Annotated in this window: 15 protein-coding genes and 1 pseudogene; 9 read left to right on the top strand and 7 right to left on the bottom strand. The window is 46.9% G+C overall.

Annotated elements, in window-relative coordinates; all coding sequences use genetic code 11:
• Nucleotides 1-71 precede the first annotated feature (71 nt).
• Nucleotides 72-1,607 carry a M4 family metallopeptidase gene (locus tag EXIG_RS14965; protein WP_012371801.1) on the bottom strand — a complete coding sequence of 512 codons (1,536 nt, stop codon included), beginning with the start codon at nucleotides 1,605-1,607 and terminating at the stop codon, nucleotides 72-74.
• 318 nt (nucleotides 1,608-1,925) lie between these two features.
• Here EXIG_RS14965 and EXIG_RS14960 point away from each other — a divergent pair.
• Nucleotides 1,926-3,476, top strand: a pseudogene (locus tag EXIG_RS14960) (IS1182 family transposase); the annotation flags it as partial.
• 124 nt (nucleotides 3,477-3,600) lie between these two features.
• On the opposite strand, the gene EXIG_RS14955 reads toward EXIG_RS14960, so the two are convergent.
• Together EXIG_RS14955 and EXIG_RS14950 are read right to left on the bottom strand one after the other, a co-directional pair.
• The gene (locus tag EXIG_RS14955; protein ID WP_012371800.1) at nucleotides 3,601-4,032 is read right to left on the bottom strand and encodes a GyrI-like domain-containing protein; all 432 of its coding nucleotides are present in this window, start codon (nucleotides 4,030-4,032) and stop codon (nucleotides 3,601-3,603) included.
• Nucleotides 4,033-4,053: 21 nt separating this feature from the next.
• Nucleotides 4,054-5,547, bottom strand: a complete 1,494-nt coding sequence (locus EXIG_RS14950) for an HD-GYP domain-containing protein (protein ID WP_012371799.1) — start codon at nucleotides 5,545-5,547, stop codon at nucleotides 4,054-4,056.
• A 282-nt stretch (nucleotides 5,548-5,829) separates the two neighbouring features.
• Between EXIG_RS14950 and EXIG_RS14945 the strand changes: the two genes are divergently transcribed.
• The 5 genes from EXIG_RS14945 to EXIG_RS14925 all read left to right on the top strand — a co-directional run bounded on the left by EXIG_RS14945 (nucleotide 5,830) and on the right by EXIG_RS14925 (nucleotide 11,484).
• Nucleotides 5,830-8,214 carry an immune inhibitor A domain-containing protein gene (locus EXIG_RS14945; RefSeq protein WP_012371798.1) on the top strand — a complete coding sequence of 795 codons (2,385 nt, stop codon included), beginning with the start codon at nucleotides 5,830-5,832 and terminating at the stop codon, nucleotides 8,212-8,214.
• Nucleotides 8,215-8,479: 265 nt separating this feature from the next.
• Nucleotides 8,480-8,680 carry a cold-shock protein gene (locus EXIG_RS14940; protein ID WP_012371797.1) on the top strand — a complete coding sequence of 67 codons (201 nt, stop codon included), beginning with the start codon at nucleotides 8,480-8,482 and terminating at the stop codon, nucleotides 8,678-8,680.
• Nucleotides 8,681-8,806: 126 nt separating this feature from the next.
• Entirely contained in the window at nucleotides 8,807-9,772 is a 966-nt protein-coding gene (locus EXIG_RS14935) for a ring-cleaving dioxygenase (protein WP_012371796.1), read from the top strand.
• Between the two features lie 77 nt (nucleotides 9,773-9,849).
• Nucleotides 9,850-10,149: a DUF3817 domain-containing protein gene (locus EXIG_RS14930; protein ID WP_012371795.1), complete on the top strand. Its 300-nt coding sequence runs from the start codon at nucleotides 9,850-9,852 to the stop codon at nucleotides 10,147-10,149.
• Between the two features lie 102 nt (nucleotides 10,150-10,251).
• The gene (locus EXIG_RS14925; RefSeq protein WP_012371794.1) at nucleotides 10,252-11,484 is read left to right on the top strand and encodes a DEAD/DEAH box helicase; all 1,233 of its coding nucleotides are present in this window, start codon (nucleotides 10,252-10,254) and stop codon (nucleotides 11,482-11,484) included.
• Nucleotides 11,485-11,536: 52 nt separating this feature from the next.
• On the opposite strand, the gene EXIG_RS14920 is transcribed toward EXIG_RS14925, so the two are convergent.
• From EXIG_RS14920 to EXIG_RS14910, 3 genes are all read right to left on the bottom strand, one after another.
• A complete protein-coding gene (locus EXIG_RS14920; protein ID WP_012371793.1) occupies nucleotides 11,537-11,950 on the bottom strand; it encodes a DUF2231 domain-containing protein in 414 nt (137 codons plus the stop codon).
• Between the two features lie 74 nt (nucleotides 11,951-12,024).
• Complete coding sequence (locus tag EXIG_RS14915; protein WP_012371792.1) at nucleotides 12,025-13,197, bottom strand: sensor histidine kinase; 1,173 nt, start codon at nucleotides 13,195-13,197, stop codon at nucleotides 12,025-12,027.
• A complete protein-coding gene (locus EXIG_RS14910) occupies nucleotides 13,190-13,867 on the bottom strand; it encodes a response regulator transcription factor (protein ID WP_012371791.1) in 678 nt (225 codons plus the stop codon). The genes EXIG_RS14915 and EXIG_RS14910 overlap by 8 nt, the downstream gene beginning before the upstream one ends.
• Nucleotides 13,868-13,977: 110 nt before the next feature.
• On the opposite strand from EXIG_RS14910, the gene EXIG_RS14905 reads away from it, so the two are divergent.
• From EXIG_RS14905 to EXIG_RS14895, 3 genes are read left to right on the top strand one after another with little or no spacing between them, the layout of a single operon-like run.
• A complete protein-coding gene (locus EXIG_RS14905) occupies nucleotides 13,978-14,298 on the top strand; it encodes a hypothetical protein (protein ID WP_012371790.1) in 321 nt (106 codons plus the stop codon).
• A gap of 13 nt (nucleotides 14,299-14,311) precedes the next feature.
• Entirely contained in the window at nucleotides 14,312-15,202 is an 891-nt protein-coding gene (locus tag EXIG_RS14900; protein ID WP_012371789.1) for an FAD:protein FMN transferase, read from the top strand.
• Nucleotides 15,190-15,765 (top strand): ferric reductase-like transmembrane domain-containing protein, encoded by a 576-nt coding sequence (locus tag EXIG_RS14895; RefSeq protein WP_012371788.1) that lies wholly within the window; start codon nucleotides 15,190-15,192, stop codon nucleotides 15,763-15,765. Before EXIG_RS14900 ends, EXIG_RS14895 begins: the two co-directional genes overlap by 13 nt.
• 14 nt (nucleotides 15,766-15,779) lie before the next feature.
• Here the strand turns inward: EXIG_RS14895 and EXIG_RS14890 are convergent, their stop codons facing one another.
• Complete coding sequence (locus tag EXIG_RS14890; protein WP_012371787.1) at nucleotides 15,780-16,565, bottom strand: alpha/beta hydrolase family protein; 786 nt, start codon at nucleotides 16,563-16,565, stop codon at nucleotides 15,780-15,782.
• Nucleotides 16,566-16,639: the final 74 nt, after the last annotated feature.

The following is a 16,639-nucleotide window of genomic DNA, read 5'->3' as shown; positions in this document are numbered from 1 at the left end:
GTTTTTTTTCGTAAAAAAAACCTCCCGAGTCATGGACTCAGGAGGTCGAAAATCCTTGGGAGGAAGTTTTCTTAGTAGACGCCGACAGCATCAAATGATTTCGCTGCTGCTGTTGCTTCTGCACTTGTCGAACCGTAAAGGTCTTTCGCTGATTGAACGACTGCTGCGCGGAGCGAGCTGAAGTTCGAGTTCGGAGTCAAGTAAACGCTGAGGGCACGGTAGTAGATTGCGCCGAGTTTCGGTACGCCGACACCAGTGACTGTGACACCAGTGTGTGTTCCACCGTTACCGAGAAGGTAAGCGGCTTTGTTGACGATACCGGAGTTCGTGTGGACACCACCGTTATCCTGTGTACCTGTGTAGCGTTTTGAGTAGTGGTCCGGATCGCCGTAAGCAGCCGGGTTAGACATCGAACGGAGTGCGTCGCCGCTGACACCAGGTGTATAGATGTCTTCTCCTACAAGCCAATCGAAGTTCGATCCGACTGAGTATTCAGCAACTGTTCCCATGATATCGGAAACCGCTTCGTTGATGGCACCCGACTCATTTTGATAGACGAGTCCAGCTGTGTATTCTGTGACGGCATGCGTCAATTCGTGGGCAACAACGTCAAGTGCGCCAGAGAGGTATGTGAATGTTGAACCGTCTCCATCACCATAGACCATCTTCGTTCCATCCCAAAACGCATTGTTGTAGCTCGTTGAATAGTGGACTGAAGAGTTAAGTGCAGCACCTGCGTTGTCATAACTGTTGCGGCCGTATGTGTTTTTGTAGAAATCATACGTTTTTACTGCATTAACTTGCGCGCTGACAGCGGCACGGTCGTATGTTGTATTGAATTGGTTATCAAGATCCGCCCAAAGCGAACCTGGAAGCGTGTTACGTTTTTTTGCATCGTACGTGTAGATCCCTTTACCGCGTGTCGAATCTTGTAAGTAGTAGTAAGAACCGCTCTTCACTGTGTTGAAAGTGGCAGTAGTTCCGAGAACCGTAGTACCTGTACCGACAGAAGTCGTTCCGGTAACTGTGTTGACCGGTTTTGCGTGAGCGAGTTGGTCGTATTTATTAAGAACTTTACCTGAATTCGCATCGATGAAGTAAGTCCAGCGTGACGGCTCTTTGCCGGCGAGGACAGTTGATGTGACTTTGTAAGCATAGACCGCGTCGTCTTTGACTGGATAGATGACGAGTTCTGCTTTAGGAGCCACTTCGAATTCTGTTGCTTTGATGGCTTTTTGATAAAGTTTAAGTGCTTTTTTCTCAGAGAGTGATGCTTTTTTAGCGAGACCAGGTTTCCCTTTGACGTTGATTGCATCATTTACGACTGCTTTCAAAGTACCGTCTTTCGCAACGTTACCGACGACGACACTACCGAAGACCGGGACGCCATCCACTTCTTGTTGGAGACGTACGATGTTAGATGATCCATCTTTTTGGACATCTTGGACAGAGAAATCACCTTTTTTGTTGACGTACTCTTTAACGATTGATGCAGCTGGTTCTGATGATGCTTTCGTCAGTTTACCGGCTTGAAGACCTTCTGCTCCGACGACTGTAGGAACGACAAGTACACTTGCGACAAGCGATGTAGCGAGAAACTTTTTCAAAATAAATCGCCTCCTTGTTTGGGTTGAGTCTAACTATGCCAAAGAAAGGATGAAACGAGAATAAGCCGTTCGTATTAATTAGAATTTTCTGAATATAGTACTTAATACCCGGACTGAATAGTTAAGTGACAGAAAAAAATAAGGAATGACAGAAAAAGAGGCTGGGACATAACTCAGTTTTATAAATGAGAAGGCCCTCGAAACGTTTTTCGTTTCAAGGGCCTTCTTCTATGATGAAAAACCGATTTTAAGTAAACAAATAAGGACTGCCTCTGATAAAGTTAAAGTGACCAAACCATAACTATCGGAGGTGTCCTTATGTTTAAAAATTATACCATGAACCAGCTGGTTCTACCTTTAGATTTAGAAATTCGTCTTCAAGAAAACGATATCGCATTCGCCGTTCATCATCTTGTCGAGTCCATTCCCGACGATGCCTTTGAACCTTTTACTCGAACGACAGGCTGCCCCGCCTATCATCCACGCATGATGATGAAGATCATTTTATGCGCCTATACGCAATCGGTCTTCTCTGGTCGGAAGATCGAAGGACTCCTTCAAGACAGCCTGCGTATGATGTGGCTCGCTCAAGGGAATGAACCGAGCTATCGTACTATCAATCGCTTTCGAGTGCACCCGGCAGTCACACCTATCCTTAAGCAGGCGTTCGTCACCTTCCGTTGCCATCTCGTCGAGATGGGAGAAATTAAGGAAGAAGCGATCTTCATTGATGGTACGAAACTAGAAGCGAATGCGAATCGATATACGTTCGTCTGGCGAAAATCCGTCGAGCGATATAGTGCGTCGCTCGTTGAAAAGTCTAATCTTCTCTATGAAGAACTCGTCGCACAAGAAATCTTACCGGAGATTGAACGAGAAAGTCCAGACGAACTGACCCTTCCTGAACTCGAGCACATCGGTGATGTTTTGGAGGGACGAATCGCTTCTATCAATCAAGAAATCGAGGCAAGTTCAGATACGCAGGAGAGAAAACGGCTTCGTTCCGAACGAAAGCAACCCCATCTTTTCCGAAAAAAGTTCGCTGAGTTCGTGGAAAGAAAAAGGAAGTATGCCGTCCAAAAGGAAACGTTCGATGGACGGAACAGCTATTCGAAAACGGATACGGATGCGACGTTTATGCGGATGAAGGAAGATCATATGCAAAATGGACAACTCAAGCCGGGGTACAACGTGCAGATTGCGACCGAAGGTCAATATACCCTCGCTTATGATGTCTATCCCAATCCGACCGATGCCCGCACGTTAATCCCATTTTTAGATGAGGTTTCCTCGTATCTTACTTTACCGAAACATATCGTTGCGGACGCCGGCTATGGAAGCCAAGAAAATTATCAGGAGATTCTGATGCGCCGAGGGCGCATTCCGCTCGTTCCCTATACGATGTTTCAAAAAGAGAAGACGCGAAAATGGCGTGATGATCCTTTTAATCTCGTCAACTGGTCCTACGATGAAACGACCGATCACTTTGTATGCCCGAACGGGCAGAACGTGACGTTCCGTTACATGTCTAAGAGAACGGATCGATATGGTTTTACCCGCGATTTCAAGGTGTACGAAAGTGAGAGTTGTGATGACTGCCCGCTTCGATCCCTCTGTACCAAGGCAGAGAAGGGTCGTCATCGCCAAGTCCGAGTAAACGTTTCGTGGGAAGAGCAAAAGGAACAGGTAAAGGACCTGCTTTCAGATCAAAAAACCGGGAAAATCTACGCGAAACGTAAGATAGACGTAGAACCAGTTTTTGGGAATCTGAAGGCTAATTTGCGTTTCACTCGTTTTTCCGTAAGAGGAAAAGCAAAGGTGAAACGTGAGCTTGGCTTCATCCTTATGGCAGTAAATCTGAGAAAGTGGCTCACCCAAAGTATTGCCCGAGGGGCATTTTAACAAGAGGTGATGAAAAAAAATAAGGGATTGCCATCGTGACGATGGCAATCCCTTATTTTCTTTAAAAGCCAGCTAGTTATGTCCCAGCCTCTTAAAGGATACGTTGATAGAGATGATGTGTATTGTCACGTGTCTCGTCAATTTTAAAATTCAGCGGATCCAGTGTAATACCTTGCTTCTGCGCAAAGCGCTGCATCTTCTCGAACGATTTCCAAATCTCAATGTCAGGCCCTTCATGTTTCCAAAAAATATAACGGGCAGGAGGAATGTGATGTCCTTTCATCCCTTTAGGAATATGCTCAAGCGATTCTACCGGAAGACCGATACACTGCATATGTTTTGTCCCGCGTTGTCCAAGTGACAAATCAAGTGGATAACTTCCCGGTTCAGCGGGAATTTCATGCGAGCGTCGTGAAAATTCACGCCACAGTTCCGGCATGAGTGTATGCAATTCATTTTCTTCGCATGTCAAACCAAGTCCGACAACATACAATTCGTGACGATCGACAATTTTAGGGTGCATAAGAAACTCCTTTCATGAAAATCAAGAGGCAGTGATGACAGGAGGTCTCTTCAAATCAAGAAACAGTTGTGTAAAGGAAGCATCCCATTGTGTCCCGCTACCTTCTTCCAAAATGGCGAGTGCTTTTGCAACGGGCATTCCTTTCCGGTAAGGTCGATCGGATGTCATCGCGTCATAGGCATCAGCAATCGCCATGATCCGTCCGAAGACAGGAATCGATTCTCCCGCCAAACCTTCTGGATAACCTTTCCCATCGTAACGCTCGTGATGGTACTTTACCCCAGGAAGAATCGGTTGTAACTTCTCCGGGAGATGAACTTGCGATAAAATATGCACGCCGATGACGGGGTGTTGTTTGATTTTATCGAATTCCTCACCAGTTAAGCGTCCTTCCTTCAAGAGAACATCATCCCGGATTCCGATTTTTCCAATGTCGTGTAAAAGAGCAGATTTACGCAACAGCTCGACTTGATCGTCGGCCAAGCCGGCGGCCCGGGCAATCTCAACCGAATATTCCGCAACACGTAAGGAATGTCCGGCGGTATAAGGATCCCGGGCATCCAGTGTCGCAGCAAACAAGGTAAACAAACTATCGAGTAACTGCTCATTTTCCTGATCACGTCCTTGGATACCTTCGACCATCAGGTTAAAGCCGCCAACCAATTGAGAGAATTCATCGGAAAAAGGATTGTTGATCGTATTCAGCTGACCCGACTCAATCTGGGCAACTCCTTCTTGCAAAGCCAAAATCGGTTTTTGGATATTTTCATATAGAAGCAAACTGCAAAATGTCGCAAGACAAAGGATGACGATTAAGATTAAGGTCGACCAACTCCAGTAGGAGCGCAGGCTCTCGTTCTCTGTCAGCTGGACGGCAGAAGCGAGAACGAACAATAAAATCGGGAAGACACCAATGATCAGTGTACTGATTAACATTTTTTTCCGGAGGCTGATGAAGTCCTTTTTGGTCAGGATAAGCTCACCATGACCATATTGTTGCGATTGAACCGTTAATTCTGCCAACATGGATTCCGTGACACGATACGTTAAGAAAAATTCGATCAAAGCATGCAAGATGGCAACGAGAATGGCACCGAAGCAAGCAAGACCGATCAGATAATACGGCATTTCGAGCCATTGGAAATGAATGGCGAGTGCCGTTAAGGAAGAAGAAGGAATCGATAATCCCAGGAAATGAGGTCCGAGTATCCGTTTGATGGTCAGTAACGGAAAACGGTGAGTCGTCCGAAAAGCAGCAGTAAGTTGTGCTTGGCTTGGAGTCGATGTCTGGAAGAACTGATAGAGCGGACGCATATGTTTTCGATAGATCGTATATTCGAAGCTGAACATTAAAACAACAGAGAGAAACATGATTGTCAGCAAAGTTACACGTTCTCGTGCATCGAATGTCAACGTTTCGAAAATAAATAGACAGCCGACGCCGAAAACAGCGACAAAGGATCCAATCAAGTAATTTTTCAAAAGTTGTCGTTCGAATTTTTGGAGATGTGTCATGAGTTGCCTCCTTTTTGAATTAAGTCATGTATGTAGCGTATCGCGATACGTAACCGACAATCTGTTCTCTTTTAAAAAATGAGGGGAACGATTGATGAACGGTTTATTATTAATATCGGTCAATTTCCGTAAAAATGAACTAAATTCCAAAAATAGGTATAGTTACAAAGTACTAATTGTTCTAAAAGTAATTGATTAAGCAACTAAAACAATATATGATTTGAATATTCAGAAAAGTTATCTCAGTCATGCTTTTCACTACTACATAGGGGGTCAGTTCACGTGGGAAAAAAGAAACAGCTTAGCTTAGCCGTCTTATCCGGAATCACGGCAGCCGCATTTGCCGTTGGTCCAGTTTTACCTGGTGGGAAGGTAAAATCTGTTGAAGCTGCTGAAAAAGCAGTAGCCGGTGCACCGATGGATTTAAACACGGTTGATCAGGAACGTCTATTGAAAGTGCTTGAAAAACGTGGGGTCGTCTCAAAAGCAGCATCTGCAGCAGAAAAACAAAAAGCCGTTCAAAAGTATCTTGATAAAAAAGCAAACGGGAAACCGGAAGCCGATCATGATCATGAGACGGAAAAAGAAGCGAAATTTGATCAAAAAACAAAGGATTTCTTGACGAAACAGAAAGATCAACTGGCGAAACAACTCGCTAAAAATCACAATAACTACAAAAAAGGTAAAAAAGATGGGTTTGTCAAAGTCGATAAAGCCAAACAAGCAGCTTACAATGGTGCTACCCGCACAGACAAAGTACTCGTCTTACTTGTCGAATACAGCGACTTCAAGCATAACAACGTCGTTCAAGAACCGGGATACATGTATTCGAACGACTTTAACCAAAAACATTATCAAGACCTGATGTTCGGGGATAAAGAATTCGAGCTGTTCAACGGCGATAAGGTCAAGACGTTCAAACAATATTACGAAGAACAATCCGGCGGCAGCTACTCAGTCGACGGGAAAGTATCGAACTGGTTAACAGTACCGGGGACGGCAAAAGATTATGGTTCAGACAATCCGAAAGGCGGCAATGATAACCTTCCGGGGGCAAAAGGACCACGCGGTCTCGTTAAAGATTCGTTGAATGCAGCTGTAAAATCCGGCATTAACCTGGCAGAGTATGATCAATTTGATCAGTACGATTTAGACGGTGACGGCAACCAGAATGAGCCGGACGGTCTCGTCGATCACTTGATGATTCTTCATGCCGGAACAGGACAAGAAGCAGGCGGCGGTACACTCGGCGACGACGCAATCTGGTCGCACCGTTGGACACTTGATGGAGTTTATCCTGTTGCGAATACAACTTCAAATTCTACAAACTGGGGCGGCAAGATGGCAGCCTTCGATTATACGGTTCAACCGGAAGACGGTGCAGTCGGCGTCTTCGCTCACGAATTCGGACACGATCTTGGACTTCCGGATGAGTATGATACACAGTATACAGGTCAAGGTGAGCCGGTTGCTTCATGGTCGATCATGAGTGGCGGTAGCTGGAACGGTAGAATTGCCGGAGCAGAACCGACAAGCTTCTCACCACAAAATAAAGAGTTCTTCCAAAACGTCATGGGCGGGAACTGGGCGAACATCCAGAACGTTGATTTCGATTCACTTTCAAAAGCGGGAACGGCTTCATACCTCGATCAAAGTGTCACGAAATCAAAAAATCCTGGAATCATCAAAGTGAACTTACCGAAAAAGCCGGTTAAAGGAATCGCTCCAGCTTTCGGTAAAAAGTATTACTACAGCACAAAAGGGAATGATCTCCACACGTCAATGACGTCACCGGAGTTTGATTTGACGGCTGCGACATCTGCGAAGTTTGACTACAAAGCATACTTCGATGTCGAATTCGATTATGACTTCTTGAAAGTCACAGCAACAGCTGGCGGCGTATCAAAAGTAATCGATGTCATCGGTGACGAGGATACGGACGGCGATCAACGCGCTGAATCTTCAAAAGGTGCATGGGTCGACAAATCATATGACCTCAGCGAATTTGCCGGTAAAAAGGTTACATTGACGTTCGACTACACAGGGGATGCCGGTCTTGCCCTCGATGGTTTTGCGCTTGATAACGCAAAACTGACAGTCGACGGAAAAGTCGTCTTTGAAGACGATGCAGAAGGTACTCCGAAATTTAAATTGGACGGTTTCGTGGCTTCGGATGGTTTCAGCTATGCGGACAACGCATACTACCTCGAATGGCGGAACTATGCAGGCTCAGATAAAGCACTTGAGCATGCACGTGGCGTGAAATACAACACGGGTCTCGTCGTTTGGTATGCCGATAGCAGCTTCACAGACAACTGGGTTGGCGTTCACCCGGGTGAAGGATTCCTCGGTGTCGTCGATTCGCATCCAAAAGCAATCGTTGGAACACTCAAAGGACAACCAGTCGTCACAGGAAGCACACGTTACCAAATCGCGGATGCGGCTTTCAGCTTCGACAAAGCACCAGCATGGCTCATCGATTCGCCATCACGTGGTCTTTACGATTACAAAGGACTTGCGGGCGTAACGAAGTTTGATGATTCTAAATCGTATATCGATCAATTGATTCCGGATGCAGGAAAACTGCTCCCGAACAACGGTCTTAAAGTACAAGTCATCGGTGAAGCGAAAGATAACTCTGCTGGAGCAGTCTGGATCCACCGTTAAGAAAAAGGAGCAGGTTCGGAGCAATCCGAATCTGTTTTTTTTAGTTCGAAAAGTGGAATCAATTGGTAAAATATTGGTCAGACAACTTGACTTTTAAAGCGCAATCATTTTATACTGACGTTAGCTTAATATTGTTATTGTCACTACTGATTCACATTGCGTCACGAACAATCTTTTCGTCGCTCCATGTATTTCGGGACAATAATGAATTTCTTTCATATGCGCGGCATATGTATTAAGTAATTTATTTTTGGAGGTTGTTCCCATGAACACAGGTAAAGTAAAATGGTTTAACGCAGAAAAAGGTTTCGGTTTCATCGAAGTTGAAGGCGGAGAAGACGTATTCGTACATTTCTCAGCAATCACTGGTGAAGGTTTCAAATCACTTGACGAAGGTCAAGAAGTTGAATTCGAAATCACTGAAGGCGCACGTGGAGCACAAGCTGCTAACGTCGTAAAACTTTAATCTTAACTTTTCAATCGTCCTTTTTCGAAAGGGCGATTTTTTTAATGAGTTAATATCTTTAATTCAAGATATATGTGCGCTATACTGACGATACAAACTATTCATTCAGAAAAGGACGTGGCAAACATGGAATTACTCGGTATTCATCATGTATCCATTTTAACGGGGATGGCAGAACGCAACTATCAATTTTATACACAGGTTCTCGGGATGCGTCTGATCAAAAAAACGGTCAATCAGGATGATACGACGTCATATCATCTCTTTTACGGAGATGCGGAAGGCAATCCGGGAACGGATCTGACGTTTTTTGATATCCCGCATTTAGGGACCGGTGTACCCGGTGCGTCAAGCATTTCGTCGACATCACTCCGTGTCAAAACAACAGCGTCCCTTCAGTTTTGGAGAGACCGCTTTATACAACAAAGCGTGGACCATGATGCGATTGTCGAACGGGCGGGGCGTCAGACGCTGGCGTTCCGTGATCAGGAAGGAACCCGGTTGATTCTTGTCGCAGAAGACGGCGAACAGGGGGTCGCAGGAGGTGTGCCATGGAAACACGATGAGATTCCGGCTGAACATGCCATCGTCGGCTTAGGTGCCGTGACGCTGACCGTCAATGATCCGGAACCGACGGCTCTTGTCTTAACGGAAGTCCTCGGCTTTAAGAAAATCGGCAGTTATCCATCGCTGGCCGGTGATTTTGCGGAGATTGATGTCTACTCGACGGGACAAGGCGGAATCGGGGCAGAAGTGCATCTCGAAGCTCGTCCGGATCTCGACCGGGAACGTCTCGGACGTGGCGGCGTCCACCATGTAGCGTTCCGTGTCCCGAACAGTGAAGAGTATGACTTATGGGTGAAACGATTGAAAGAATACCGTCTGCCAAACTCAGGGAAAGTCGACCGTCACTATTTCCAGGCGCTCTATTTCCGCGAACCGAATCATATTTTGTTTGAATTATCGACGGATACACCGGGATTCGCAACGGATGAATCGGTCGAAACGCTCGGCGAGACATTGGCACTTCCACCGTTCCTTGAGCCAAAGCGCCAAGAGATTGAAGCCCGTCTTCGCCCACTCGAAATCTGACAATCCTGTGACACAGGTCACAGACTGACGGGCGTCCCGTATACTAAAGACAGGAACTAGAAAAAAGGAGTGACGGGATGTTAGGAACTACGTTAGGTCAATTTCGATTGATTGCGATTTTAGAAGGTATTTCATTTTTAGTCTTACTGTTGATTGCCATGCCCTTAAAGTATATGGCAGGCATTCCGGAAGCCGTTTCCGTCGTCGGAGCCATGCACGGTGTTTTATTCGTCATGTATGCGCTATGGCTTGCTGTCGTTAAATTCAAATACCGTTGGTCGTTTGTAAAAGCAGGGATCGCCTTTATCGCTTCGTTCATTCCATTCGGGACATTTGTACTCGATCGAAAGTTAAAACAGGAAGCAACAAACGCGTAAATTGTGTATACTAGAAAAAGCACGGCTGTGGATAACTGTTTTTGTCGATTCGAAGCAGGTTATCCACAGCTTTTTTCTGTGGATAATTTTTAGGAGGATACTATGTCAACATTTGAAGCACTACACATTCAAGAACAATGGGTCAAGAAATTACAAAAACAAGGCATCAAACAACCAACGCCGATTCAAGAACAGGCGATTCCGCATTTGCTCGCCGGTCGTGATTTAATAGGAAAAGCGCAAACCGGAACAGGGAAGACACTGGCGTTTCTTCTGCCGATTCTCGAACAAATCGATTTAGAGAGCAAAACGGTTCAAGCGTTGATCGTCGCACCGACACGTGAACTCGCACGTCAGATTGCAGATGAAACACACAAGTTAATCCGGAACATGGAAGATATCCGTGCGCTGGCTGTATACGGTGGACAGGATGTCTTCAAACAAATCCAACGTCTCGGTCGCATGCCACAAATCATCATCGGGACACCGGGTCGGATTTTGGATCACGTCGGTCGTGGAACACTTGATTTGAGTGAATTGAAGACGCTTGTCCTGGATGAAGCGGATCAGATGCTGCAAATCGGATTCTTACCGGAAATCGAAGATATCATCGCAGCAGCACCGGTTGATCGTCAGTTCGTCATGTTATCAGCAACGATGCCGGAAAAAGTCGAGCAACTCGCGAAAACGTATTTGCGTGATCCGATTGAAGTCCAAGTCGAGGCAGAAAAAGTAACAGTCGACGCCATCGAACAGTTCGTCGTCGAAACGACGGATCGCCGGAAACAGGCGACACTCCGGACGATGCTTGACGAGATGCGTCCGTATGCCGCAATCATCTTCTGCCGGACACAACGCCGTGTCAGCAAGCTGAATGAAGAATTACAGATGCAAGGGTATCCGACGGATGAATTGCACGGTGGTTTGACACAAGGGAAACGTGAAAAAGCGATGGCGAAGTTCTATCAAGGAAAAACACCATTCCTGATTGCAACAGACGTTGCATCACGTGGTCTTGACGTGACGGGTGTCACGCACGTCTTCAACTACGATTTACCGGACGATGCGGAAAGTTATGTTCACCGGATTGGTCGGACAGGCCGTGCCGGAAACGACGGCGTAGCGATTTCAATCGTTACCCCACGCGACGGCCGCAGTTTCCGTGATATGGAACGCGAACTGGGTGTCGAAGTGACACCGATTGTCGTCGAACTTTCGGATGAAATGATTCGTGCACAGCACGATCAAAGCAAAGGAACGAAAAAACCGGCGGAAGGCCGCGGTAACACACGCCGCTCGAGCAACCGCCGTCCGGGCCGTGATCATCATAAATAAGTAAGTGAAAATCCCCTTTTCTCCATGGATTATTTGGAGGAAAGGGGATTTTTTATTTGGCGTATACCATCTGTCCGCCGAGATGACCGGTATAAGCGAGTAAACCGCTTCCGACGATTGCGACGAGCAGGCTTAGCATAAGCATTGTTTTTTTGTTGGAACGGTAGCCGAGCAACAGGAGGACAAAGGCAATTCCAAAGGCAACGAGGCTGAACAAGGCGAAATTTTCATGATTCGAGATGGCCGCGTGTGTTGCACTGCTCAGATTGGTTTCTGCATATTCTTCAGCCCCGTCACCCGATAAATACGCTGCGACGCCGGACAGCAGACCGGCAAATAACGTGATGAGGACAAATAATTTTAACTGGACCCATTTGAAACTGAACAGTAATAAGAGTGTTGCGAACAGTAAAAGAGCAATCGGTGCATGAACGAGCAGGGGATGAAGCGGTACGCCACCTAACATAAGATAACCTCCTTGATAAGTAATGGAACATACTGTTACTTTAACCGGATTATCTGACAGTTAGCTGACGGTCATTAAGAAATTGGAAAAAGAATCGTGAAGCGTGTTCCGGTTTCGGGTGTGGATTCAACAAAGATAGTGGCTTGATGTGCATCGGCAATCGATTTGGCGATGGCGAGCCCGAGCCCGGTTCCCGTACCATGGCGAGAGTGATCACCGCGGAAGAACCGTTCAAATATCTTATCGTAATTTTCCGGTGGAATGCCGATTCCGTGATCAGCGATGGTTAATCGAACATCGGTTGACGTCTGTTGCAGGTAAACTTCAATATTAGCATCGCTGTAGGCAGCGGCATTTTCTAGAAAGATCGTCAACAGACGGATCAACTGGTTAGGATCGCCCTTGATCAACAAATTGGGCGCGACAGATAAGGCCAATGTCCGGTCGACTAACGTATGTTTAAACCGTTCAGAAGTCTGTGTGACGAGTGTACTTAAATCAATCGGGCTCATGGATCCGGGTTGACCTTCCCGGGCCAACAACAGTAAGTCGGAAACTAAATACTGCATCGAGGCCGTCTCTGCCTTCAAATCCGATAAGATTGTTTTTCCTTCCGTGCTGAGCGGCTCGGTCTCGAGTAACTCGATGCCGCTGTATAAAATCGTCAGCGGCGTCCTTAGTTCATGAGAAGCGTCTGATGTAAAACGGCGCTGTCGGTCAAAGGCTTGCTGAACGGGAACGACGGAACGACCGGCGAGTACGTAACTGAGACCCATCAAGACAAGGGTCGACAAAATCGTGATGCCAGCTAACATGGCGATCAGGCGCTGGAGTGTATCCTGTGTGGCAGAGATGTCTTTCATCAGAACAATCATACCCTGTTCATCATTATCCCGTTGATAAAGCAGATAGTGCCGGTCGTCGAATTCGACTTTTTGAGTTTCTTCATCTGCGGTCATAAAGCGCTGAAGGGTCTTCGCCGGTAAGTCGTCAGGAAGCGATGTGAAGCGGACTGAACCGTCCGGATTCATAATCTGAAAGTAAATCGGATTGCGGATTAACCGGTCTTCGCCGTGCTCGATCCGTTCGAACAGATCGCGGTCGGACACTGACTTTAATTGGTTCAGCTCGGTTTGATCGAGCAGCCGGGCGGTCGTGAAGTAAACACCGACTAAAATCAGAATCAACAACAGTAAAAACGTTCCGCTGAATAGTAGCGTCAGCCGTTTTCGAATGGTTTCAAGCATGAGGACCTCCGAGCCGATAACCGAATCCGCGAACCGTTTGAATCAAAGCCGGTGCACCGGCAGCATCGAGCTTTTTCCGGACGAGCCGAACGAGTGCGTCGAGTGCATTATCGGTGATATCTGCGCCGATTCCCCAAACGACTTCAATGATCAGCTCACGTCCCATGACCTGCTCCGGGCGGCGGAGCAACAGCGAAAGAAATTCGAATTCACGACGTGTCAGCTCAAGTAACTGTCCGGCATAGGAAATCGTCTGAGTCGTGATATCAAGTTCGAGTTCCTGATACGAAACAGTCGAGACGAATGCCTTTTTCTGACGCCGGCTCAAGGCGCGGAGGCGTGCTAACAGTTCGTTTGCCTGAAAGGGTTTCACGAGATAATCATCGGCACCACTGTCGAGTCCGTGTACCAAATCGATTTCCGTATCACGGGCCGTCAACATCAGAATCCCGCCTTCAAAGCGTTCCCCGCGCAATTCAGTTGCTACTTCAATCCCGCTTTTATGTGGCATCATCCAGTCGAGGACCAATAAATCATAACGAAAAGTCTGGCATTGCTCGATGGCTTCGAGTCCGTCATGAGCCACATCGACCTGATAGCCGGCACGTTCCAAATGGAGCCGCAACATTTTGGCAAGCCGCTTGTCATCTTCTGCAATCAAAATCCGCATCCTTGTTCCTCCCGGTTTGTTTTTTCTTATTATCCCACAGTTGTCATCAGCTAGTTGTCAGTTTTTATCGATACAGTAAAGATAACAGGAAACGAGAGGAGAGGAAAAATGTGAAACCGAAACCGTTCGCGAAATGGATTGTGGGACTGAGCAGCAGTGTCTTTTTAGGACTTGCGATTGGTCAGTTGACCGTTGCGACAAACGATCAGCCGGCGAATACCATCAATACAGGAGATTCTTATTCGAACGAGACGACAATCCCGAGTCAGCCGTCTAACGGTGATGACGATGAATGGGGAGAGTCAGATGAAGACAACGGATATTACTACGAAGAGGATGACGACGATGACGGTAATTGGCAAAGCAACGATTCTTCCGGATTTAATCAACCGAGCGGCGGAAGTGACGGTCAGTCCAGTCATTCGAAATAGGAGGTGAAACGAAATGGAGCGGCAACTCTATTCGATGCATAATAACATTCGTTTTATCACGAACCAAAGGATCGAAGAAAAGGAATGGCAGGACATCGAGCAGTTCTTTCATTATGTGGACCGGCAATGGTCACGATTCAGTTCGTCCAGCGAAGTCAGTCAGTTGAATCAACTGCTGATTGGGCAGACGCTGACGGTATCGTTACCGCTTGCACGACTGTTGCAGCGGGCAATCCATTATTTTGAACAGACCGAACATTACTTTTCGCCCTTCCTACTTGAACAGCAGCGCGCAAACGGTTACGACCGATCATTTCCCTTCCGCCGGGCGGTTGAATCAGAAATGAATCTGCCGCCTGAAATCAGTCCATTTTTAGTGGAAGGATGCGAAGTGACGCGGGTCGGGGGAGGAACGATTGACTTAGGTGGAATCGGCAAGGGAGCGGCTGCGATGATGGCAGCCCAGCGTTTACGTAAGAATCAGTCGCGCGGGTTAATTGAAGCGGGCGGGGATGTCATCGCCTGGTCTGATGACGAGCCGTGGAAAATTGCCGTCACAGATCCGAAGACAGAAACTGAGATTGCAGAAATCCGGTTACGGCAAGGAGCTGTCGCGACCTCGAGCCGGATGTATCGTTCCTGGAAAGTGGGCGACAGGACGAACCATCATTTGTTAAGTGGTAAGACAGGGCGTCCGATTGAAAGCCGATTCGTCCAAATCACGGCGTCTGCGCCACAACTTTATGAGGCAGAAGTGATGACGAAACTCGCTTTTCAGATGACAGAATCCGAGCGACAGAACAAACTGTTCAAGTGGTTTCCGAACGGACGATTACTATTGATGGATGAGTCAGGAAAAATGGTAGCGGAAGAGAAAGGAGGACAAGCCATATGGACTGGATAAAGTGGTTATTTTCAACGTGGACGATGATTCGTTTGAGCGGGTTGGGCGGACATTTCTTTTTGACACTATCGGTGTTAGCCGGTCTACTCGGTTCATTCCCGGCATTGAGAAAACAAAAGGCACGTCTGCATAACATTCACCTGTACAGTGGCTGGGCCGGATTATTGGCGATTGTGCTTCATGCGACGCTGATCGTCGTCGATACGTATGCTCCTCTGAGTTTGCTTGAAATTCTGATTCCGGGAACGGCATCCTATGAGCCGCTTTGGAATGCCTTTGGAACGATCAGTCTGTACCTGTTTGGTTTTGTCTTGGTTACTTCTGATTTCTTGAAAGAGGCGCTCGGAAAAACATTATGGAAATTAACGCACTGGCTTGTCCTGCCGGCCTGGCTCTTGATGACACTTCACGGGATTTTCATCGGAACGGATACAGGAACACTTTTCACGACCATTTGGTATGCCTGTTCCACATTAACGCTGTTCACGCTGATTTTGTACCGGATGCAGGTCCGTCCGAAAACAGCAACACCTAAAAAGCAAGCGTCCTCACTGATAAAATGAGGACGCTCGTTTTTTTAACGTCGTCTTAACCATGTGGTCCAAGCCCGGAAGGCATCTTCCCGATTTTCGATATAATTGTGGTCACTGTCCACGATGATTTGTTCAAAGGCACTGGCATCCTGAAGCAAGTCATGATGAAGTGATTTGATGGACGTCTCATCACGTTCCGACGTCACAAGCAAGGCGGAACGTGTTCCGAGTTGTTCTTTCAGTGACAGCAGGTTCCACGTCGCATGATGTCGTTTTAGTTCGTCGAGCAGTATGTCGCCGTCGGTATGGGACAGGAACTGAGCTCCGCGGCTCAAGACACCTTGTAATGCCTCTTCATGTTCCGGATAATCGAGTACCAGTTGACCAATCAAACCGAAGTTAAACGGAGAGATTCCAATGTAATGGGCAATGTCCGGAACATCAATGAAGGCGTGGAGTCCGGCAAAGCCGCCCATACTGTGACCGACGATTGAAATCTGATCGGCTGAGATATCATGTGCCTGCGTAAATTCAGGAGAAACGACATGTTGCATGATGGCGGTCGCGTCTTCAAGAACATGCCGGAAACGGAATGCACCAGGACTGCCGATCGTTCCGCGGTAAGACGTCACGAGGACATGAAAACTAAGGTTTTGTAATTGAACGGCCCAATCCATGTTCAATTGTTTCCCGGGGAATCCATGGAACAGAACGATGAGTGGAGCGGGACCGGCGAGTGCCGGGGAATAAAGCCGGCAAAATAAAGACTCCTCTCCGCCGCTCGGCAGTTCGAGTAATGATAAGTTGGCTTTTTTAGTAATGGTTTCCATGACATCCACTCCTTCAGAAAAAGTTGCATCTGCCATTTAGTTTGATACAAATCGATGAACAAGGCAATGATTAA

Source organism: Exiguobacterium artemiae 255-15, from assembly GCF_000019905.1.
Classification (GTDB): Bacteria; Bacillota; Bacilli; order Exiguobacteriales; family Exiguobacteriaceae; genus Exiguobacterium_A; species Exiguobacterium_A artemiae.
The sequence above is the reverse complement of the archived record's forward strand: the minus strand, read 5'-3'. Positions and strand labels throughout refer to the sequence as shown.